The 21,821-nt window shown below is 37.0% G+C and carries 20 protein-coding genes and 2 pseudogenes; 6 read left to right on the top strand and 16 right to left on the bottom strand.

Annotated elements, in window-relative coordinates; all coding sequences use genetic code 11:
* Window positions 1–289: ISAs1 family transposase (locus H592_RS0120955; protein WP_037072464.1), on the top strand; the 289-nt coding region annotated here is incomplete at its 5' end.
* Here the strand turns inward: H592_RS0120955 and H592_RS24130 are convergent.
* Window positions 267–443, bottom strand: a complete 177-nt coding sequence (locus tag H592_RS24130; protein ID WP_156916171.1) for a hypothetical protein — start codon at window positions 441–443, stop codon at window positions 267–269. The genes H592_RS0120955 and H592_RS24130 overlap by 23 nt on opposite strands.
* A 239-nt stretch (window positions 444–682) precedes the next feature.
* Window positions 683–1,078, bottom strand: a complete 396-nt coding sequence (locus H592_RS0120945) for a PDDEXK-like family protein (RefSeq protein WP_028870481.1) — start codon at window positions 1,076–1,078, stop codon at window positions 683–685.
* 568 nt (window positions 1,079–1,646) lie between these two features.
* On the opposite strand from H592_RS0120945, the gene H592_RS0120940 reads away from it, so the two are divergent.
* A complete protein-coding gene (locus H592_RS0120940; RefSeq protein ID WP_037072462.1) occupies window positions 1,647–3,989 on the top strand; it encodes a TOTE conflict system archaeo-eukaryotic primase domain-containing protein in 2,343 nt (780 codons plus the stop codon).
* A 77-nt stretch (window positions 3,990–4,066) separates the two neighbouring features.
* On the opposite strand, the gene H592_RS0120935 is transcribed toward H592_RS0120940, so the two are convergent.
* The 9 genes from H592_RS0120935 to H592_RS0120890 form a co-directional block, all read right to left on the bottom strand.
* On the bottom strand, window positions 4,067–4,795 hold the full coding sequence (locus tag H592_RS0120935; protein ID WP_028870479.1) for a PP2C family serine/threonine-protein phosphatase: 729 nt from the start codon (window positions 4,793–4,795) through the stop codon (window positions 4,067–4,069).
* On the bottom strand, window positions 4,788–5,489 hold the full coding sequence (locus tag H592_RS0120930) for a hypothetical protein (protein ID WP_028870478.1): 702 nt from the start codon (window positions 5,487–5,489) through the stop codon (window positions 4,788–4,790). Before H592_RS0120930 ends, H592_RS0120935 begins: the two co-directional genes overlap by 8 nt.
* On the bottom strand, window positions 5,486–6,118 hold the full coding sequence (locus H592_RS0120925; RefSeq protein ID WP_028870477.1) for a hypothetical protein: 633 nt from the start codon (window positions 6,116–6,118) through the stop codon (window positions 5,486–5,488). Before H592_RS0120925 ends, H592_RS0120930 begins: the two co-directional genes overlap by 4 nt.
* A gap of 1,386 nt (window positions 6,119–7,504) precedes the next feature.
* Window positions 7,505–7,930: a universal stress protein gene (locus H592_RS0120915; protein WP_028870476.1), complete on the bottom strand. Its 426-nt coding sequence runs from the start codon at window positions 7,928–7,930 to the stop codon at window positions 7,505–7,507.
* Window positions 7,931–9,265 (bottom strand): TRAP transporter large permease, encoded by a 1,335-nt coding sequence (locus tag H592_RS0120910; protein WP_028870475.1) that lies wholly within the window; start codon window positions 9,263–9,265, stop codon window positions 7,931–7,933.
* Window positions 9,262–9,876, bottom strand: a complete 615-nt coding sequence (locus H592_RS23095; protein WP_051369306.1) for a TRAP transporter small permease subunit — start codon at window positions 9,874–9,876, stop codon at window positions 9,262–9,264. Before H592_RS23095 ends, H592_RS0120910 begins: the two co-directional genes overlap by 4 nt.
* 116 nt (window positions 9,877–9,992) lie before the next feature.
* Complete coding sequence (locus H592_RS0120900; RefSeq protein WP_028870474.1) at window positions 9,993–11,024, bottom strand: TRAP transporter substrate-binding protein; 1,032 nt, start codon at window positions 11,022–11,024, stop codon at window positions 9,993–9,995.
* 350 nt (window positions 11,025–11,374) lie between these two features.
* On the bottom strand, window positions 11,375–12,691 hold the full coding sequence (aptA, locus tag H592_RS0120895; RefSeq protein WP_028870473.1) for an omega-aminotransferase AptA: 1,317 nt from the start codon (window positions 12,689–12,691) through the stop codon (window positions 11,375–11,377).
* Window positions 12,692–12,820: 129 nt separating this feature from the next.
* Complete coding sequence (locus H592_RS0120890; RefSeq protein ID WP_028870472.1) at window positions 12,821–13,711, bottom strand: LysR family transcriptional regulator; 891 nt, start codon at window positions 13,709–13,711, stop codon at window positions 12,821–12,823.
* Between the two features lie 262 nt (window positions 13,712–13,973).
* On the opposite strand from H592_RS0120890, the gene glaH reads away from it, so the two are divergent.
* Both glaH and lhgO read left to right on the top strand, forming a co-directional pair.
* On the top strand, window positions 13,974–14,936 hold the full coding sequence (gene glaH / locus H592_RS0120885; protein ID WP_028870471.1) for a glutarate dioxygenase GlaH: 963 nt from the start codon (window positions 13,974–13,976) through the stop codon (window positions 14,934–14,936).
* A gap of 90 nt (window positions 14,937–15,026) precedes the next feature.
* On the top strand, window positions 15,027–16,253 hold the full coding sequence (gene lhgO / locus H592_RS0120880) for an L-2-hydroxyglutarate oxidase (RefSeq protein WP_028870470.1): 1,227 nt from the start codon (window positions 15,027–15,029) through the stop codon (window positions 16,251–16,253).
* 95 nt (window positions 16,254–16,348) lie between these two features.
* Here lhgO and H592_RS0120875 read toward each other — a convergent pair whose 3' ends face one another.
* On the bottom strand, window positions 16,349–17,278 hold the full coding sequence (locus H592_RS0120875) for a LysR family transcriptional regulator (protein WP_028870469.1): 930 nt from the start codon (window positions 17,276–17,278) through the stop codon (window positions 16,349–16,351).
* Window positions 17,279–17,458: 180 nt separating this feature from the next.
* Here H592_RS0120875 and H592_RS0120870 point away from each other — a divergent pair, with 180 nt between their 5' ends.
* The gene (locus H592_RS0120870; protein WP_028870468.1) at window positions 17,459–18,910 is read left to right on the top strand and encodes an NAD-dependent succinate-semialdehyde dehydrogenase; all 1,452 of its coding nucleotides are present in this window, start codon (window positions 17,459–17,461) and stop codon (window positions 18,908–18,910) included.
* A 334-nt stretch (window positions 18,911–19,244) separates the two neighbouring features.
* The gene (locus H592_RS0120865; protein WP_028870467.1) at window positions 19,245–19,745 is read left to right on the top strand and encodes a GNAT family N-acetyltransferase; all 501 of its coding nucleotides are present in this window, start codon (window positions 19,245–19,247) and stop codon (window positions 19,743–19,745) included.
* Between the two features lie 187 nt (window positions 19,746–19,932).
* Here the strand turns inward: H592_RS0120865 and H592_RS24740 are convergent.
* From H592_RS24740 to H592_RS24125, 4 genes and pseudogenes are all read right to left on the bottom strand, one after another.
* Window positions 19,933–20,036: pseudogene (locus H592_RS24740) on the bottom strand (IS200/IS605 family transposase); the annotation flags it as partial.
* 337 nt (window positions 20,037–20,373) lie between these two features.
* Window positions 20,374–20,733: a ribosome hibernation-promoting factor, HPF/YfiA family gene (hpf, locus tag H592_RS0120860; protein ID WP_028870466.1), complete on the bottom strand. Its 360-nt coding sequence runs from the start codon at window positions 20,731–20,733 to the stop codon at window positions 20,374–20,376.
* A gap of 496 nt (window positions 20,734–21,229) precedes the next feature.
* Window positions 21,230–21,487 (bottom strand): hypothetical protein, encoded by a 258-nt coding sequence (locus H592_RS0120855; RefSeq protein ID WP_028870465.1) that lies wholly within the window; start codon window positions 21,485–21,487, stop codon window positions 21,230–21,232.
* A 166-nt stretch (window positions 21,488–21,653) separates the two neighbouring features.
* A pseudogene (locus H592_RS24125) lies at window positions 21,654–21,821 on the bottom strand (IS1595 family transposase); the annotation flags it as partial.

Here is a 21,821-nt window from a genome sequence, read left to right as displayed (position 1 = left end):
CTATATTAGCTCCGCGGATTTAAGTGTTAATGAATTTGCTAATGCGGCTCGAGAACACTGGGCTATCGAAGTTAAACTGCATTGGAAACTCGATACCGCAATGCATGAAGATGCCAGCAGAGTTAGAAGAGAAAATTCTGCAGAAAACTATGCAACGGTGCGTCATACCGCACTTAATCTGCTAAATGCGGACAAAACATTTAAAGCAAGTATCAAGAGAAAACAAAAGAAGGCCAATCGAAATACAGATTACATCGAGCGAGTCCTTACAGGGCAAGGTGCTTCATGATTTCGCCCTGATTCCATAATTGATCTTTATCTCCAGTTAAATCCGTATAAGTAAAAGTTTTTATTTCTAATTGCTCTCTAGCGATAGGGCTGTTTTCTATTGTTGCACAACCTTGAAATAATAATATAGACGTTGCGAAAAACCATCGTTTCATTTTCATTCCCTTTAATAAAAAATTATTTTCTATATTTAATATGTTCCACTGAAAAGTAACATATCCACTGCATCTAAAGCATTGTAGTTTTGAATCAAGTTATTTCGTTGTTCTTTTCTTTTAATTCTATATGTATTCTTATTAAAATCTTCACGCCGAGCAGCAATTACCTTTAGCTAGGTAGCCATGTAGTCCATATGTGCAAAATCGTATATGGACTTCATTTACTATTAATGTAATTAAATCGAGTGAAATGCTTTGATAAAGTTTTTAGGGTGTTGATGAAACCTCACATGACCTTTTGCATTCAGTCGCTTTCGGTTTTGTCGAAATGGCGGCGTAATAAATCCCCAATTTCCAGCTCTCGAAAAGTAGATTACATAATCGATTTTTGCATCCCCCCATTTGTTTTCAACAAAAATATTTTCTTCGTGAGTTTCAATGGATTTTATTTGAATTCGATAAAAATCATCTCCATCAGAGATAACAAAATCAGTTTTTAAACCGTGGTCAATCATTGGGAGAAATACATCCCATCCGTCATTAAGCAACCAGCTAGCAGCTAAAGTTTCATAGGAAAGGCTTTTGTAGTGTTTTAAAGATTCATTTTTAGGATTTGAGTTTCTTATGGGCATAGTTATATCCAATATAAAATTGATGCCGCACGCCAGATATGGCCTTCTGTATGCGAACCCGGGAACCGTATCAGTCCTCCGCCAATTTAATATCACCATACAACCTATCGGTTTGTATCTAATAGAAAGGGTGCCAGCCTTGCACTTTCCCGTATGGGACTTATGCATAAATACTATTATCAGACGGTATCGCCTGTGATAAAGCTAGATTTAAAGTTAACAAAATATATTTAAGTAATCAATACCAAGGTTATTATTGCTCAGTGATTGCTGTCAGTAATGCTGAATAAAAAGCTGATGCGTGTAATTGGCGCTTATGTTAAATGAGCTAATTTACTATTAGAAATGAGACTTAGGCTGGATTTAAGTGCGTTAGTCATCATTTATAGAGGTTATTTTAGTGAAACTCCATCTATTATTAGTTGAAAGTTTACTACTAACCTTGATTATAATTTGTCTAGAAAACGACCACTTTAGTTTGGGGCAGATTTAGTAGCGAAATCGTTTTTTGCTACACCACGAGTTAAGTTTTTTGGTGAGGTTACGCCACCATTCAAGGGAGGTGACTGTGTCGTCTGAAGCAGAATTAAAAGCAATAGAAGCAAAGTTGATAGAACTGGATAGTGAGCGAACGATCTTGCTGGCGAGACGAACGGCATTACTTAGTACTAATATTGATACATTGCGCTTAAGTTCTTCCCAAAAAATAGATATTTTTATGAAGCTATTTCGTGGACGGCAAGATATTTATGCTAATCGCTGGCAGAACAAGCAAGGTCGAAGTGGGTATTCGGTCAGTTGCTTTAATGAATGGCAACAAGGTAAATGCAATAAGCCCAAAGTGAAGTGCACGGAATGTGTGCATCAAGCATTCAAACCTTTAGACGGGCAAGCTAATTATGATCATCTTGCAGGAAAGTATACGTTAGGGCTTTACCCTCTTTTGGAAGATAATCGTTGCTGGTTATTGGCCGTTGACTTTGATAAGTCGGATTGGAAAGAGGCTGTCACTGCTTTTCGAAAAACATGTGTGGCACTTAATATCCCTTTTAGTGTTGAACGGTCTCGTTCTGGAAATGGTGCTCATATTTGGGTGTTTTTTGAATCACCAGTACCTGCTAAAGATGCAAGAAAACTTGGCTTTATACTACTTGATAAAGCGATGGAATTTCACGCTGGTTTGTCATTTGAGTCCTATGATCGTCTGTTTCCAAATCAAGATATATTACCTGCTGGTGGATTTGGAAACTTGATTGCACTGCCACTACAGCATAAGCCTCGACAACAAGGTAACAGCGTATTTATTGATGAGGATTTTAATCCATATTTTGATCAATGGAGTTATCTGACATCCATTAAGAGACTAACTCAACTGCAATTAGAACTGATTGTCAGTGATGTAAAAGATCTCAATGTGCCTACGGATAGAGATCCTTGGGAAATGAGGTTTTCAGAAGATCCTTCTGTCATTCCTGGATGTCCTACAAAGTTAACGTTAGTGCTGGCAAATCGTAATTACCTAAATGTTAAAGGATTACCTCAAGCTTTGTTAGCAAGGCTTAAGCGAATTGCTAGTTTTTCTAATCCTGTTTTTTTTAAAACCCAAGCTTTACGTTTTTCAACCAATGGAATACCTCGTTTTATTTGTCTGGCGGAAGTTGAAAATGGTTATCTAGCATTGCCTCGGGGCTGTTTTGATGAAGTATGTAGTTTATTGAATAGCAATGCGATTGAGGTGGATGATAAACGTAAGCATGGTATCCGTTTAAAGAGACTGATATTTAAAGGTGAGTTGAGACAAGACCAAAAGAAAGCGGTCGCAGCATTAGCAAAGTATGATTTTGGTGTGTTACATGCTCCAACTGCTTTTGGCAAAACAGTAGTAGCTATAGGTTTGATCCAGAGACGTAAAGTGAATACGCTGATATTAGTGCATAGCCGTCAATTATTGGACCAATGGAAGGATCGCTTAACAGTCTTTCTTGATGGTTGTGAAGTTGGATTAATTGGCGGTGGGAAACGTAAGCCTACAGGGCAAGTGGATATCGCAACTTACCAGAGTTTGATTAATCGAAAAGATAATAGCATTGATCCTATTTTGTATGATTATGGGCAAGTTATCATTGATGAATGCCATCATATTTCAGCACCTAATTATGAAAGGCTGTTAAATGAAGTTCATGCAAAATATGTTTTAGGCAACACTGCTACGCCGAACAGGCAGGATGGTCACCAGCCGATCATCTTTATGCAAGCAGGGCCAATAAGGCATACGGTGGCTAATGAAAGTAACAAATTTATCCAACAGGTTAGATTGTTAAAATTGGAATCTGGACTGCCACCTGAACTATCCGATACAGATAATAGGCCGCATATCGCGGATGTTTATCGCTGGTTAATGAACGATGATAAAAGAAATAAGCTTATTATTGCTGATATTCTATCGATGGTGGCACAGCAACGGCATCCAATTGTTCTAACTGAACGTAGAGAGCATGCTCAGTTATTGGGTGAATTGTTGTTTAAAGAGGGGATCCGTTTTCAGCTTTTACGAGGAGCAATGAGTGCTAAAGAAAGAGATCAAGCAACGGCTGAGTTGGATGATACTCAGGTTATTGTAGCTACTGGGAAATATATTGGAGAGGGTTTTGACCTACCTAAGTTAGATACCTTGTTTCTTGTTTTGCCTATTTCTTGGAAGGGGTCTTTAGTTCAGTATGTTGGGCGGATACAGCGTCAGTTTGAAGGAAAGGACAAAGTAATAGTATTTGATTATCTTGATTCATCTCTACCAATGTTGGAAAGAATGTATAAAAAGAGATTAAAGGGTTATGAAGCACTTGGCTATAGCATCACCGAAAAAGCGGATGAATTATTGCAAGCTAATTTGGATTTAGGAACACAATTGTGAACGATTGAAGGTGAATGGGCTTACTTTTACAGAGCTTTTTCGGCTGTCTCTCATTTTGTAATGAAGGCAATTTGAGTCTAAACTAAATTAGAATTAATGATTAAATTTTCATTTAAGTTATTGTTAAATGAGTGTTTTGGTGTTTGTGACAAAGTGAGTATAAGTGCGGAGGTGTCGTCATTGGAAGCCTTCTGAGTATTATTAATAAATGCAACTTGTTCTTTATCAGATAATTCAGCCCAAAAACCATCAGTTGCAATGACTAATATATATTCATTACTGATTTTATATTGGCTATGCTCAGGTCTAAATGGACGTTGTAGGTTCATGCTTCTAGTGAGGATGTGGCGTTTACTCATTTTAAGCATTTCAGAGGTAAAAGGTTGCCCCAAAGGGTTTGCACCTGTATGTACAGGGCTTAACCATTGAATAGATTGATTTCCTAATATACCCATGCGACTATCCCCAGAGTTAAAGCAATTTAAAATGTCTGTTTTATGGCAATAGGAAAGTAATATAAAGCTCGCTTTGCCAATTTTAAAAGCACTTTTCGTTTCTGTATAGGCTGCATGCATAGCTTGCTGAATTTGGTCTTTATTGGTTTGTGTTACCGACTTTATTTTCTGTTGAAACTGAGCAATATAATACTTTGCCATTTCAGGGCAGACAGGAGATGAAGTCGCAATATCAAATGCAATTACCAAAGTTGAATGTTCAGTTTGAAATATAGCAAATAAGTCTTTATTGATTTCTCTATCTAAGCCTTTTGCAGAATTAAACTTCCAATATAGTTTTAGTTTACTCATTATTTGTGCACTCTTCTAAGCGAGCAAAAATTATTCCCTCTCTTTGATTATCTCCCTTTGCAGTGCTTTGTACTGCTAGCTCAAAGTCATACTCTTCGATAAGCCCTCCCAGTTTCTCCGAGATATAGTTTTGAAGGTTTATAGGAGCCGTTTTTATTTCTTGGGAGATAGTTTCGCGACCATCAAAGATATTTAAAATATCTTCAATATCTCGACTAGAAAGTAAGTCATTATTTCCACGATTAAAGTATGCTTCTAGCTTAGTTGCGATAAAGTATTCGGGTTTAATGAGTTTTATTTTAATATCGTCAGTGAGTTGAAAATCTTCTGCTGTGGCTACGGAATCTTCATACCAACGATTTCCAAAGCCTAGAGTGTCTTCATCTATTGGCATAAAGTCGACTTGAAGTTCACCTAATAACATTCTGCAAATGACACCATCATCAAGATCCATTGGATCACTAAACCCATTTTCTCTAAGTGTGTTTTGAAGGTTTGCCCAAGCAACGTAACCTATAATGTCTACAACTAGATCTACATCATCGGTATATCTAATGTTTTCTTTTGTATAATCATCTGTCACCAATAAACCAGTGGTGCAACCACCGACAAAAACAGCCTTATTGAGAAGTTCTTCTCCAAGAGCTCTTGCTACATGTTCAAGCATTTCATGTTGAAGGTTAATGTTATTCATTTAACACCTTTAAAAATAGTTTCTAGCATATCTAATGCAAGGTTACGTTCACGTGAATTTCCGATTCGAATAGCATCAATAAGCGCAAGCATTGCGTAAAGTCTTCCATCCTGCTGTACTGCTTGGAAAATGTTGGGGTGCAATGGTTCAATACTCATGCCTTTGGTATGTCCCTTTGAGTTTGGCCAAATGGGAGGTATTTGTCCTGAACTCATAAGCTTTCCTTTTAATACTGGCGCTGCTATCGAAGTTGCAATGCCTCTAGTAACTTCACCTTCTTTTGCTGGAAAAACGTATTTAATTCCATAAGTAATAAATTCTAACAAAGCCTTAGTATTTACTTTTGGTATTTGAAGTTTTCGATCTGTTTTAGCTAAACCAACATCATACATGCGATTTAGGCTTAAACTTATTTGAGATTTACTAACCCCTGTGTATTCAGCTAAACTTCTGACTGAAAAATGGCTTTCAATATGGTCTTGCTCTGTATAGGTTGGAGTTAAACCTTTTTCATCCCAATCCGCCCACTCATCATCATTTTCAATGATATGAGCGTCTAATTTTTTTCCCATTAAATCGGAATGTAATGAAATTATTTTTAGTAACAATAAAATATCTTGACTTTTCATAGCTGACTCCAGTTTCGCGTCCCTTGTCCTAGGACTCAGGACGATTGTTGTTTTTGTTTTTGTTTTTGTCAAGGAAAAAAATGATAAGTGTTCAGGATGTTGAAATGATTTTAGTGTTGTGGAAGTAATTAGAAAGAAAATATTCAATAAACAGTCCGCACATAGCAAAATTTCAGTAAAGTTGTTTGCGGGTAATCGTCTATGATTGCAGAATCGGTAAATTAATACATATTCTAAAGCCTATGGAAATTTAACTCTATAGATTGTCTTCGTTTTAATTCCATCAACCTGTTGATTTTGGAGCTTATAGAATATGGCTTCGCGGCTATACATTGTCTTCGTTCTAATTTTACGAATACATTAATTTTTGTTGTCACAATAAAGTGGCTATGAGTTTTCTGGGGCGCAGGATTCATCCTGCTTTTTGATTCTGTAAATAATTTTTAAATATTACTCGTTCCCTCGGTCCTCCGTGGTAATGCATAGTTGATAAGTAAATTGATCCTCGCTTTTCACGTTAAACTCATTTTTAGGTAAAAGGTAAGCGCTGAACTTCTGACGTTTTTTGAGTGCTGGTTCGTCTGTGCTCATCCAATCGGTTTGAATTTTATTCACAGTGTTTTCGCCCTGTCGGCGACTTTACTTTCTCTGAACAGCAGAGAAAGTAAGCAAAGAGACTGTCACCGAATAACTTTCTGATCCAAATAACGTAGAACTTTCTATACGCACCAGTTCATACGGCACGTCCGTGTGCCGGATGAACTTACAGCAAACGTCCTGCTTGCTGTTGCTGAAAGTTATTCATTGTTTGGGAAAGCTCAACGGTGGCGTCGTTGTAGCCGCGTTAGGTTTGGGTTTCACCGTTAACTAATTGATATTACTGAGTTCAACATTTGGGTGTCCACAATTTATCAATTTATGTTTGACAATTTATGTTCTCCGGAAGGCTAAATTTGGCTACGTAGTAATAAATAGTAGGAGCTGGTTTGTCTAAATTTACCTGTAGTAGTTGGAGCTAGGAGAGAAGCATATCTACTGACTTATACTTATATGACTCTCCACCTTGCTTTACTTCTTCTGAAAAGCCTAAGCTCGCTCTCAATGTCGAGCGTAATTAGCTAAATTGCTTTCGCCTACAAAACGATATATAGCAAATATTAATATTGAAAAGACAAAAAAGACCTTCTCTTCAGTCTTGCTTATACCTCTGAAATCCAAGCATAAAGTAACTTATTTGTAATTCCTAATGAGGCAGCAGCTGGCACGATTGAGTGACTTTTCAGTCATGCAACTCTTTCCTGCTTAAATTCGTTTAGTAACATTCACCTCAATGATAGGACTATAAACCTCTGTTGAGGTGTCCCGCTAATTCAATCACAACATCGATTATCTCACTACAAAAACCGAACAAGGTGCATGACGAACTATTTTTGCTGCATTAGATCCTAATAAATATGACCTAAATTTAGGTTTAGCTGATGCCATAACAATGGCATCAGCATTAATTTTTTTTGCCAGTGATACAACCTCATCAAATACCGTTCCAGTACGGACAATACAACGTCCTCTATGCCGTTCTGGAATGGTTGCATGAAACATAGTTTTCAGTGCAAGTTCAGTTGCATTATGTTTCTCGGTAAGACGGTCACTTACGGCGGTTAAAGCCATGCGTCGGTGACTTGCTGTGTCATCAACGAATAACATGTCAATCACTCCATCATCAGCAAGTAATTTAAGCGCCATTGTAACTTCTTTTCCAGCCAGTTTATTGAATGCTAAATCGACTGGCATTAATATATGTTTCAAACTCATTTAACCATCTCCCATTAATTTATTCGGTAACCACAAAACGATTTCAGGAAATACCATACACAAAATTAAGACCATCAACTTCAATAAAATAAACGGTGCAACTGAACGGTAAATATCCATCATGCTAACACCTGGAGGAGCGATACCTTTGAGGTAGAATAATGCGAATCCATAAGGTGGTGTCTGCACTGCAATCTCTATATTTAAGATCATCAGAATACCGAACCAAATAGGATCATATCCAAGGTCCATTACAATTGGCGCAAATAGTGGTGCACACATTAAAACTATAATGAGTTCATCAATAATAAACCCGAGTAATAACATGGTAATTTGCATCATGATAATGATAGCTATTGGTGGAAGATCGAACTTCTGTGTGATATCCGTCACCAGATCTTGAACCATATCTTGAACACCGCTGAGCATGTGGAAATTACTAAATAATGAAGCCCCTAGAATAATCCACATCGAAACACTGACTAGCATAGCGGTTTCGAAGCCTGCTGACTTAAACATTTGAAAACGGAAACGTTTAAAAATTATTGCCAACATAATTGCACCAACAACACCAATCGCACCTGATTCAGTTGGGGTAGCAATACCCGTAATAATGCTCCCCAGTACAACAAAGATAAGTAGCAGAGCAAATATGCCATCACGCGCCGTTTTGACTTTCTCTTTGGGACTCATTTTCTTTTCAGCACCCGTATCCATAGGGGCTTTTTCAGGCTTTAGCTTACAAGAAATAATGACGTATGAAACCAATACTGTAATAGATATCAATGCAGGTATCAGTGCTGCAATAAACATACGCCCAACAGAGTTTTGAGTTGAAGCTGCGTACATGATCATTGGAATACTTGGTGGGATCAAAATACCTAGGCCACCGCCTGCCATAATGACACCCAACGCTAAGCGTTTATCATATCCACGCTCTAACATCGGTTTTAGCGCAATGCTACCAGATGTCATGATACCCGCGCCGATAATCCCCACCATCGCGCCAATCATAGAACATACACCAATGACACTAATTGCCAGTGAGCCTCGAATACGACCAAGGAACATCTGACTGGCATTAAACATTGCGTCACCAATACCCGAGCGTGTTAATAATTGCCCCATATAAATGTATAAAGGAATAGCCAATAAAACAAAGCTAAAAAAGGTACTTTCAAGAGTGGTTGGAATGAGGTTGTAAATACCTTCTCCCCACGTTAAATAACCTACTCCCATTGCGATTCCACCTAACGCTAATCCAACGGGAGCCCCAAATGAAAAGCAGGCTAAAATCAAACCAATTAACAACAGTGTTAAAACGCCAATACTCATAATTGTTCAACTTTTTTTAATTTATTTTCGACAGACTCGATATTTTCATCGGCATTCGCAATTGCTAACGCTTGTTGCTTTTCGTCTTTCGATTCTAACAACGCCTCACTGGTAAATATGAAGAAAACATCTTGTAATAAATCACTGATGTATTGCAGTATGAATACGCTACATGCAACGGTCATCATGATCCAAAAGTGTGCCATTGAAGGAGCCCATTCAGATTGTCGACGGTAGTTAAATTCAATTGCTTCTTCGTATTTTCCTAAACTAACTAGAATTATTACGGACAGAAAATAAATAGCTAAGCTATACGACAGTAAGTTAAAGCCGGATTTCATACGTGCGGATAGTGATAGGTAAATAACATCAACATTGATATGTGCTTTTTTCTGTTGCGCTAATGCACCACCTAAAGCGGCAATATAACCAAATAAAAACAAAGACACGTCATAAGCCCAAATAGTGGGACTATTGAGTACATAACGAGAGAAAACTTCGAAAGCGACAGTTAGCGCTAACAATGGCATTAATAATGATGCTGAAAAGCTGATAAAATAAACGACTTTATTAATGGCTAAACATAAATACTTTAGTATCGTTTTAAACATAATAATCATCCTTGTTTACAGCACTAAACCATACAGTATGTAACTAACTGCCTTCCTTGGAATCATGTGCTTAGAAGCTAATCAATGCGTATAAATACCTTGATTAGCTTATGCCATTATTGTTGTAATATTTTAACTAGTTGACTGCTATATTTATCTGAGTTCGCATATTCAGACCATAATGAGTTTGCAGTTGTGTTCCACGTTTCAATGTCTGCCTTAGTTGGTTCTGGGCTCCATTTCATACCTTGTGCTTCCATATCTGCAACCGCTTTAGATTCCCATATACGAGATTTAGTCATTTGCTCAAGCGCGTGTGATTCACTTGCACTGCGAACAATGGCTTGTAGATCTTTTGGTAATTTATTCCACTCACGTTTGTTCACAACGATAGGGAGAACTTGTGCACCAGCAATCGGTAGACGATACATATATTTCGCTACCTCTGCGTGATTACCATCTCTATGGTCAATGATATTACTACCGATTGAACCATCGATAACACCTGTTGCAAGACTGGTGTAAATTTCACTCCAAGAAAGAGAGGCTGGAGATGCGCCTAATTTTCTCAAGAATTTACCGTAAGCGCCCGGTGCTCTAATTTTCAAACCTTTAAAATCAGCAATGCTATTAATAGGCTCTTTCGTTAAAATATAAACAGGCAGTTGAACGTAAGGTTCTAACCAAACCAAACCCTGTTTATCGTAGGCTTCAGTTAATATTTCGCCCCAACCTTTTTCACGGAATAAAGTACTTAATTCGCCCACATCACTGGTTGTACCAGGTAAACCGACTTCTACCACACCGGCAGGAAATTCACCCGCATGCATAGGTTGAAAAGGCGCCCCCATTGTCATTAGACCTGATTTAACTGAGCCTAATACACCCGTTTGACCAACACCTTCACCGGCATACATCATTTTTACTTTTATTCTGCCGTTTGACATTACACCAATGTTTTCAGCAAAATCCTTATAAACCTCACCATAAGCTGTTCCACGTGAATAAAGGTTTACAAAACGCCAATTAAATTCAGCAGCACTGACAGTTGGAATTGCACCTAACGTTGCAGTCAACGTTAATATTGTTCCAGCCAAAGAACGTTTTAAACGAGTCGTTAATAGATTACTAAAGAGGTTACTAGACATAGTTATTATTCCTTTTAAATTATTTATTCCTGATAAGGAAATATTCGCAACGAATATTTCCTTGACTGAGCAACTAGACCAATTGAGTCAGTGCAAATCTGAACAGTATTATTGGTTCATCCATAACCTTAATTACCATTCCAAAATAATTGTTGCATTTATGTTAAAAAACTTAAATATGATACTCACCAAGTAAAGTTTGAAATAAATCAAACAATAAACTTCTTCTTGATACTGCTCAAATGCTTATTATTTGTCACAAAAAAGACCATACAACAAAGCTCCTAATCACCAATACTATTAAGTAGGGATAGTAGAGTAATGTTCTAATTATTCAAAAGCTTGAAGGTTTAAATCTCGATAGACTTTGCAACAATGGCAAGCGTATCTACAATTTGATCAACATGACTCTTTTCGATAATTAATGGTGGAGAAAGTGCTATCGTATTTCCCATACTGCGAGTTAGTACACCTTGGTCATAACATTTTTTCAATATATCAAAACCAATTGGCTTACCATGACTTGGTTGTTCAAATTGGACTGCGCCAATCAAGCCATAATTACGAATATCAATAATTGAAGAGATACCTTTTAATGAATGTAGGCCTTCTTGGAAATAGTCACCTATTTCACCACTTGCACGCTCTAATAAACCTTCTTTTTGATAAATATCCATTGTTGCTAATCCTGCGGCACAGACAACAGGATGAGCTGAATAGGTATAACCGTGATAAAACTCAACAGCACCTTCTGCTGCATTATTAACAACGGTGTTATAAATCTCATCCTGTGCAAAGACGGCTCCTAACGGAACAACACCACTTGTAATACCTTTTGCTGACGTGATCAAATCAGGTATTACATCGAATAAATTAGAAGCGAATGACGATCCTAAACGACCCCAACCCGTGATTACTTCATCAAAAATCAAAACTATGTCGTGCTTTGTACAGATTTCTCGTAATCGGCGTAAGTAACCTTTTGGTGGTAAGATAACACCACCCGCACCAGAAATAGGCTCTACAATAACTGCCGCGATGCTATCTGCACCATGAAACTGCACCAATGTTTCTAATTGTTCAGCTTTTTCAGCACCAAACTCAGGTATACCTTTACTGAAAGCATTACGAGATATATCCAACGTGTGATCGATATGGTCAGCAGGTAACAAAGGTCCAAAACCTTTACGATTTGGTGCTAGTCCACCAACAGAGATCCCACCAAAATTCACACCATGATAACCAAGCTCTCGACCAATAAAACGGAACTTTCCGGCATTACCCTTTGCTTGTTGGTAAGCTAAAGCAATTTTCATTGCGCTTTCTACAGCTTCTGAACCTGAATTAGTAAAGAACACCTTGTTTAAACTAGGGGGCGTGAATTCAACTAAGCGTTCAGCAAATTCAAAACCTATATCATGGCCAAAATTAAATGGTGAACTGTAATCTAGATTAGTAACTTGTTTAGCCATTGCTTCACCAATCTCTTTACGACCATGTCCCGCATTGACACACCACAATCCAGCCGTTCCATCTAACAACTCACGGCCCTTATCAGTATAACAATGCATGCCTTTAGCACTGTTAATAATACGAGGATTTGCCTTAAAATCACGGTTTGCGGTAAATGGCATCCAGAAAGCATCGTAGTTAGTTTTCCTATTCATTGCTTAGTCCTTTATTTATGTTGTTATCATGTGATCTTATTGTTATAGATCGTGTATTACATAACATCAGACTAAGCTGTGATTCGACCAAAAAAAATCACAAAGAATAAAAATAAAGGTTTAAAATTATCAAACATTAGGCTTCTCTGCCTTCATGTCATGTTGCAAAAATGCAACCAGAGCTTGAGATGCTTGAGATAGATAATGGCTTGCTTTCCAACCAATTCCCAAATGTAATGGGATACTCGGATTAAACGGCACAGTTATTAGTTCGCTATCTTCGGCTAAAATAATAGGTAGACAAGTCGAAATACCAATTTTCTTACGTACTAGCGATTTCAACAGTTCAATTAAGTTAGTTTCAAAGCGAATGTCAGGTGTGATTCGATTCTGCTGACAATAATTACTAACCGCTTCACGTAGAAAGTAGCCCTCACGGAATAAAACCAAAGGTTGGTTGCAAAACTGATCCAGAGTAATGCTTTTATAGTTAGCAAATTCATGTTCTAGAGGCACACAAGCAACAATTTGCTCTTTAGCCAATGTAATACAGCGGATGTTTTCATTTTTTCTGTCGACACGGATCATCGCAAGATCTAATTCACCATCAAGTAACATCTTGGCTAACGTCGCAGTACCAGCTTCATGAATGTTAATTTGTATTCCTGGATGGCGTAGTTTAAATAAAGCTAAGGTTTCAGGTAAATAATAAGAGCCAATCATCGCGGAAACACCAAAGTTAATAGTGCCAAATTCAAGTCCTTTAAGTTCTTGCATTTGTATTTTTGCTTGTTCGAGATTAGCTAAAATTTTGTCTGCGTGAGTTAGTAGTATTTGCCCATCACTAGTAATACTCATTTTACGCTCAGCTCTATTAATTAACTTAAGTTCTAGCTGTTTCTCTAACTTTTGAATGCTCATACTCAAAGCAGATTGTGCGATTCCTAACTTATCTGCCGCTTTAGTAAAATTTCCTGTTTCAGCAAGCACCGTGAAATAATACAGTTTTTTAAAATCCATAACTCAAAGTCCTTATCTGTTTTAGTTCTACCCTGGTATTGCTAATAAATTCTTAAATCTACCGCACCATTTATTCACATATAAATTATAAGTAAAAAACAACTATCAATAAAATTGATTAAAACTATATCAATCATATGTTATCAATATGAAAATTAAATTGTTAAGGTTTTGTTAACTCATGTTAACTGTCTCACATCGGGTCGAGACACTTTACTCACCAAGACTATAATTTAGTTAAATAAATTGAAGGATATCGATTATGAACACTGCATTAACCACTACGGAGAGCATCACTTATTATCAAGGTTTCCAAGTTAGACCACATACTGAGAATCCTCGCTTACAAGTAGTAACGATTGAAAAATCAACGTTAACAAAGTTCAACGAAGAGACTGATGAATGGGGATTACAAGCAATCGAATACAAACCATTTCTACGCTATGCTGCAGCAGATATACTTGATCGCGCTTGTAATTATGAATTGGGTACATTGCTCAACGAAATAATGCAAGACCGAGAAAAAGCAGCTTTTTTATTAGAAGCTGATGATTCGGCACAAGCTGATTTTGTTGACAGTGATGAACAACGTGATTTTTTTGTTATCTTATCTACAGCGGTTTCTCATCTGATTGGGCTACCTAATTTTGATGCCATGTATGGCAAGTATTACGCACGATTTACAGTTGAAAATGATGACAACAGTGATAGTTACTTGCGTCAGGCTCATCGACGAATGGAACTACATAATGATGGAACCTATGTTGATGAACGTACTGATTTTGTGTTAATGATGAAAATGAGTGAAAAAAATATGGAGATGGGTGATTCTTTGCTTCTTCATATCGATGATTGGGAAGATCTAGAACATTTTTACAACCACTCTCTTGCTAAGCAAGATATTGTTTGGGCAACACCACCAAGTAAAAATATCCATTCTCAAGTTGAGCATCCAGTTTTCTTTGAGGAAGATAAAAACGGTAAACCTCACATGTTATTTATCGACCAATTTGCTTGTCCTCAACGGATGCAGGAAGGTTTATATTTATACAAAATGGGTGAATCTTTAGAAAGTGATACTAACTGTTTTAACGTTCGCGTAAAAATAGGCGCAATGTTGGTTGTACAAAACCACTGTTGGTTACATGGACGTGACAAATTTATTTCTCATCCTGGTTTAAAACGCGAATTACTTAGACAACGTGGTCACTTTACAAATAAATAACTGAGTAAACCAACTAGCGACTATAATCTTAATGAAATTACTTGATATAAACGTTGAGGTTAATACAAATTCAGAAACAGGAAATAAACAATGAATCCAATATATGATTATGTCATCATCGGTGGCGGTATTGTTGGTGTATCAACAGCTTGGCAGCTGCAACAAAGATATCCAGAAAAATCAATTTTATTAGTGGAAAAAGAATCTCAATTATCACGTCATCAAACTGGTCATAATAGTGGTGTCATTCATGCTGGAGTTTACTACCAACCAGGTAGTATGAAAGCAAAATTCTGTAAAGCAGGCGTAAAAGCAACTACTGAGTTTTGCACAAAACACAATATTCCAGTGGAAAATTGTGGCAAGTTATTGGTTGCTACTGATGAAATTGAACTACAACGTATGCAAACACTTTATCAACGCTGTCTAGATAATGAAATTCCTGTCACATTATTAAACCAAGCTGAATTAAAAATAAAAGAACCCAATGTTCAAGGCATTGGGGGTATTTTTGTTGACTCGACCAGCATAGTAAATTACACCCTCGTGACAGAAAAAATGGCAGAGGAATTTATACAACTTGGTGGTACGGTTATGCTGGAAACTAAGTTGGTTAATTTAGTGGAGTCTGTTGATGGCATCACTTTAACCTGTGAAAACAGATCAGGAAATATTAACATTAGCAGTCGTTTTCTTGTTTCTTGCTCTGGATTAATGGCTGACCGAATTACGCGCATGTTAAGCATTGATGTCGACTTTCGAATTATTCCTTATCGTGGTGAATACTATCAACTGCCTAAAAAGTACAATAAAATTGTCAATCACCTAATTTATCCGATTCCAGATCCTGAACTTCCATTTCTTGGTGTTCATTTAACACGAATGATAGACGGCTCAGTCACAGTAGGACCAAATGCAGTACAAGGTTGGAAGCGTGAAGGTTACGGAAAAATTAACCTTGATTTGCGTGACATCCTAGACATGCTGAGTTTCTCAGGTTTTTGGAAAGTAACTAAAAACAACTTAAAATCAGGATTGATTGAAACTAAAAACTCATGGTGGAAGCCTGGTTATTTGAAATTAGTCAATAAATACTGTAGCCAAATAGAACTTGCTGATTTGCAGCCTTACCCAGCAGGAATAAGAGCTCAAGCAGTATTAAAGGACGGTAGCTTAGTGCATGATTTTCTCTTTGCAGAAAGTCCTCGTAGCTTACATGTTTGTAATGCTCCTTCACCAGCAGCAACCTCGGCAATTCCAATTGGTAACTATATATGCGAAAAGATCATGAAAAAACAAAGGGAGGAGGTAATTTAAGAGTTACTTTATAAAGCTTACTTAGCATAAAGTAATAAGTATTTTTATAAATTAAAAACCATCAGCAACAACGCCCTAGTTGATGGTTTGACTATTTAAATATCACGGTTATAAAAGTCACTTAATGTTTTAATGAACAACGATCGAATACGGTTTACGGTACTAGTTTTTTTAGTAATCGCCATAATTTTAGAGCGATAAAAACGTTGATCCTTTACCAAACATTTCAATTTCCCTGCATCGACATAAGACTGCGCGTAGCTTTCAGGTAAAAATCCAATATAACGGCCAGAAAGTAATAAGGCTAAGCGAGAATCGTAGTTATACGCTGTTGCTTTAACATTCATGTTTAATAGGTGTCCATTGACATTTTCCTGAGACTTCATGCCAGCATAAACTACCGGGAAAGCGTTGATAATATCTTCGCTAATCTCATCATCAAACATGCTAAATAGAGAGCTCTCATTACTACAATATAAATAGCAATTATCAGTAAAAATAGCTTGGTACTCCAAACCATCAAGGCTACGATGATAGGGAATAAAACCTATATCTGCTTCTTCGCTTAACACTTGACGTTCAATTTCAGCCATTTTGGCAACTTCCGAAGTCAAATAAACATCACTTGCTACTTCGGAAAAGTGCCGGAAAACAGTGGGGATATCAGCTCGTTGATCCAAACTTATCGTATCACTAAATAAGATTGTCAAAGAGCCAGATAAATTATCATCCAGGCCATTAATAATGTTTCGAAAGTGCTCCAATCCAGCCAATAATATAACTGTTGCATCATAAACCACTTGGCCTTCCTCTGAGAGTGAAAAACCACCACGACCGCGGCGACATAGAGTCAAATGCAGACGAGATTCTAAATTTGAAATATGAATACTTATCGTTGAACGACTAATATTTAGTTCGGTTTCAGCAGCAGAAAAACCACCACAATCAGCAACTGTTTTAAATATCTTTAGTTGCTTAATCTCATAATCACCAACCTGCCCAACAGGAAAAGATATTTTTGTCATTGTTGCATGCCCATAAAACTTCAGATTTAAACGTGCGTATATATTTAATGGATCAAATATTACTATGATGTATCAGTGTATATGAGTTTGTTACGTTATTCTTTGAAGCGAGTAATACTTTCAGTAGAGGTGACGCACATTCAAATTTTTAATAGCTAGTTAGTCTAATAGGTGAAATAAATGAAGAAGTTACAATTAGTTCAATCTCTCGCGTATATCAATGGGAGGTGGGTCAGCGCACAAGGTGGGGCAACGATGAATGTCGAAAATCCAGCTAATGGGGAAGTCATAACATCAGTGCCCGATATGACAATTGAAGATGCTGAAATGGCTGTACTTGCTGCTGATAATGCTTTGATAGAGTGGCGTAAAACCACTGGAAAGCAACGTTCTATATTGCTTAAAGCATGGTTTAATTTAATAGTCGAAAATGCAGATGACCTAGCTAAATTGCTCACATCTGAACAGGGGAAACCATATAAAGAAGCATATGGAGAGGTAATATATGGTGCATCTTTCGTTGAATGGTTTGCTGAAGAAGCCAAGCGAACTTACGGTGATAATATTCCAGCACCAATGCCTGGCAATCGTTACATGACAATCAAACAACCAGTTGGTGTAGTGACAGCGATTACACCGTGGAATTTTCCTGTTGCAATGATCACTCGTAAAGTAGCCCCTGCACTTGCGGCGGGCTGTACTGTGATAGTAAAACCCGGTGAAGATACGCCTTTATGCGCATTAGCAATGGCAAAGCTCGCAGATCAAGCTGGTATTCCAAAAGGTGTAATTAACATAGTTACAACAAAGCAACCAGCTATAGTCGGCGAAGTACTTTGCACTCATCCATTGGTACGAAAAGTATCTTTCACTGGTTCAACTGCGATAGGTAAGCGCATACTGGCGCAAGCGTCTCAAACAGTAAAAAAAGTTTCTATGGAGTTGGGAGGTAATGCTCCATTTATTGTTTTTGATGATGCTGACATTGATAAAGCTGTGCAAGGCGCGCTTATCTCTAAGTATCGTAATGCAGGCCAAACCTGTGTGTGTACAAATCGTTTGTATTTGCATGATGCAATTTATGATCTGTTTATGGATAAATTTACAAAAGCAGTTAGTGAATTACGATTAGGTTGTGGGTTGATAGATGGAACAGAAGTAGGTCCACTGATCAATAAAAAGGCTATCGATAAAGTTTCTAGTATCGTTGAGCATGCTTTAACACAAGGCGCAGAATTGCATTTAGGTGGGCATGTAGCAAGCTTTGGAGAACTTTATTTTCAACCGACCATTTTAACGAATATTAGTGAAAAAATGGATATAGCTCACCAGGAACTATTCGGCCCAGTCGCGACGGTTTTCCGTTTCAACGATGAAGAAGATGTTATTAAGCGGGCCAATGATACTCCTTATGGTTTAGCCGCGTACTTCTACAGCCGTGACAATAGTAGAATATGGCGAGTAGGTGAAGCATTAGAATACGGTATTATTGGTATTAATGAAGGTATTATTTCAACTGAAGTCGCTCCTTTTGGTGGAATTAAAGAATCAGGAAATGGCCGTGAAGGTTCAAAATATGGTATTGAAGATTACTTAGAAATTAAATACTTGTGCCTAGGTATAGATGTTTAAAAATTGTCGATATTTTCTAATAAAGCATTAGCAATATTGCTAATGCTTTATTAGATTAAAGTTTAATATTAATAGTTGCAGGCATCACCACTTACATATTAAGACATTAATTATCTTGTAAAAAACGACATGACACTACCCTTTTAGGTAATCATAATTTCTCATCAGTTATTTATTACTGAAAGTAAGGTGTTATGGAATAAGTGAGTTTTTATTTCTGTCTGGCTTGATTTCGCTTAACGAACCATTGAAAAACAAAGAAATGAAGGCTATCGATACGAAAGATTAACCAACCATTTCCCCTGTTATTCAGAAACTTACAGTAGGTTTAACAATGACAAAAATTTCTACGAAAATACCCAAATTCCACCTTCGAATTGGTAAACCCTCGGATGCCAAGCTGGTAGTCGACTTTATGCAAAAATTAGGCCGTTATCAAAAAATGACAGATGCAATCACAGCTACACCGGAACGGATAGAGCGCCTCCTCACATCTACGCAAGGTGAAGTTGTTTTTGGAATCTATGAAGGGGAAGTGGTTGGTTTCGCATACTTTTATGAAAAAAGTTCCGCTTTTACCGGACGCTCTGGATTATTTATCGATGCCCTCTTAATTGATGATTCTAAAAGAGGAAAAGGCCTAGGTAAGGTTATAATGCAGTTTTTGTCAAAAACTGCAATCGAGCGAGGATCTGAGATGCTTGAGTGGGGCTGTCTCGATTGGAACACTCCTGCGATAGCATTTTACCAAGAAATGGGAGCTTATTGTGTTGACACAATGCGTATATATCGATTATCGCCTGATGATTTAAATACAGTAGCTAAAATATTTTAAAAATATACATTAAAGGCAGTTAAATGAATAAGTGATTAACGATCTAAAAAATTATTTACCAAGCTCCTGCTTAACATCTATTAATATTTTTGAAATAACTCAACAACCACCAACTGAAGTATGTAGTGGTTTAAGGTGGTTCAGTTTTACGGTTCAAAGTCCGAGTACAGGTCAAAGACCCGTTGAATTAACCTTCTGTTCTAAATTTATCGTCACCTTTAATTTCAAAGTGATGACCTATATATTCTTTAATCATTTATTTGTAACAACTCCCGATGTTACAAATAAATATCTTGAAACATGAATGGGGTCTTTCATTTTACATTATTTAAATTAGGATCTGCTCTAACTTGATTTGTGCCCCAAAGCACCTTGGTTGATCAATTTCACGTACGTTTAATCTGCAGAGATGTTTAATTGTATTTGCTGTTTTTCAATTAGTGATTCTATTTAAGTGTAGTTGGCACTAATTTTAGCCACCTAGTTAGAGGATAATCACGAACATCCTTTTTTAGAAAATATGCTAATTATTGAAAAGGGTAAAATGGAATGGGTCTGTGAGGTTGTTATCGTAATAAAAAAAAACGCAGCGAGGCTGCGTTTTAATATAGTTGTTTAATCGAGTAGGTTAATTTAAATTAACTTCTTCTTCTTCTATTTCATCATCACTTTCAGGTTCAATCAGTTCTGGCTTTTCATGTAAATCAGCTTTTAATTGACCTTTACGGTGTTTTAACACGGTATCTAATTTTTTAGCGGCACTTGTAATCGCTGGATACATAACAGCATTGTTACCATTAGCTGCAATGCTGGTTCCTTCATAATTGGTGCGAATTTCAACATTAAACTCACCATGATCTTTGGAAATGATAATATCTAGCGAGATAAGTGTGGGGAAGTGGGTCGATATTTTAGCGAATTTTTCTTCTAAGTGCTCTTTAATGCTATCAGTAATATCAACATGGTGACCGGAAATATTTATTTTCATAGATTGCCCTTAATAGATTGATCGTTCATTACCTTTGTATACTTGCATAAATAAACTCGTTGTACAAATACAAGCGTATATAATTAGAAATCAAATAATTGGATTGTCCTAGCCTTGTTTACGTCAACAGAATTTACATAGTGACCCATAACTCACATTAACAAATAACAGGGTCATAGACGCCTAAACATGCCTCAGACGGTAAAAATATAGATGGTTACTTTCTCCTAAAGCAAGCATCATATTGGTTAATTAATTTGCTCATTATTCAATGATTTGTAAGTCACCCTATGCGTGTTATTCAATAAACCGATAAAGCTTGTACTCACTTGAATTAGAATAAGCCGTTGAGCGAAGACATTTGCCTGAATACGAAAGTGTGGCCAAAATCAGTTGACCACTACACCAGCTGATTTAGGACTTGGTGAAACATATAAATTTCAGAAGCTGAAGGTTCAAGAACGAACCTTGAAGATACGTAAACTGCTTATAAACGTTAATCTACTTGCTCATTATTGATAGATAACTCGATTTGCTCAACGTAATTTTTTGTTGATAACAATGGCAGTGGACGTCCTAAACCGAAGAAAGCATTAACATGTTTGATAGCAGGTATCTTTCCACTTTCTTTAAATACTGCTGTTGTTGTCGCTTTAAGTTCAGCTAAATTGATGCGATGTTCAGCGCCGAATGTTTCAACTGGTTTATAGGTCGTTTTTTCTGAAAAAATATTTGCGAAGTCGCTGTAGCCCATTTTTATATCCTTAAATATCATCATTATTGTGGTGTTAAGTCATCTTAATAAGTGCACTTATAAAAGTAAGAACACTAAAACACCTGAAATTATTATACTTACCTTTAATGCCTCTATTGAAAATAAAGGTAACCTAATTTTTAGGCTCTGTTCCATTACACTGTTGTCATCTATAAGCGGCGAGTAAAATTTGTTGAAAATCATACTTGGCGCTACTTTCTCTAAACCAAGTTAGATAATGCGGTAAATACTTAGTCGCTACCCCTTTCATTTTGCCTACCACCCAACTCTTAAAGTGAGTGATTGCACCATTAACGGTTTGGATGTGGTAAAT

This window comes from Psychromonas arctica DSM 14288 (genome assembly GCF_000482725.1).
Classification (GTDB): Bacteria; Pseudomonadota; Gammaproteobacteria; order Enterobacterales; family Psychromonadaceae; genus Psychromonas; species Psychromonas arctica.
Note: the sequence above shows the minus strand (reverse complement) of the source record. Positions and strands in the feature narration are given on the sequence as shown.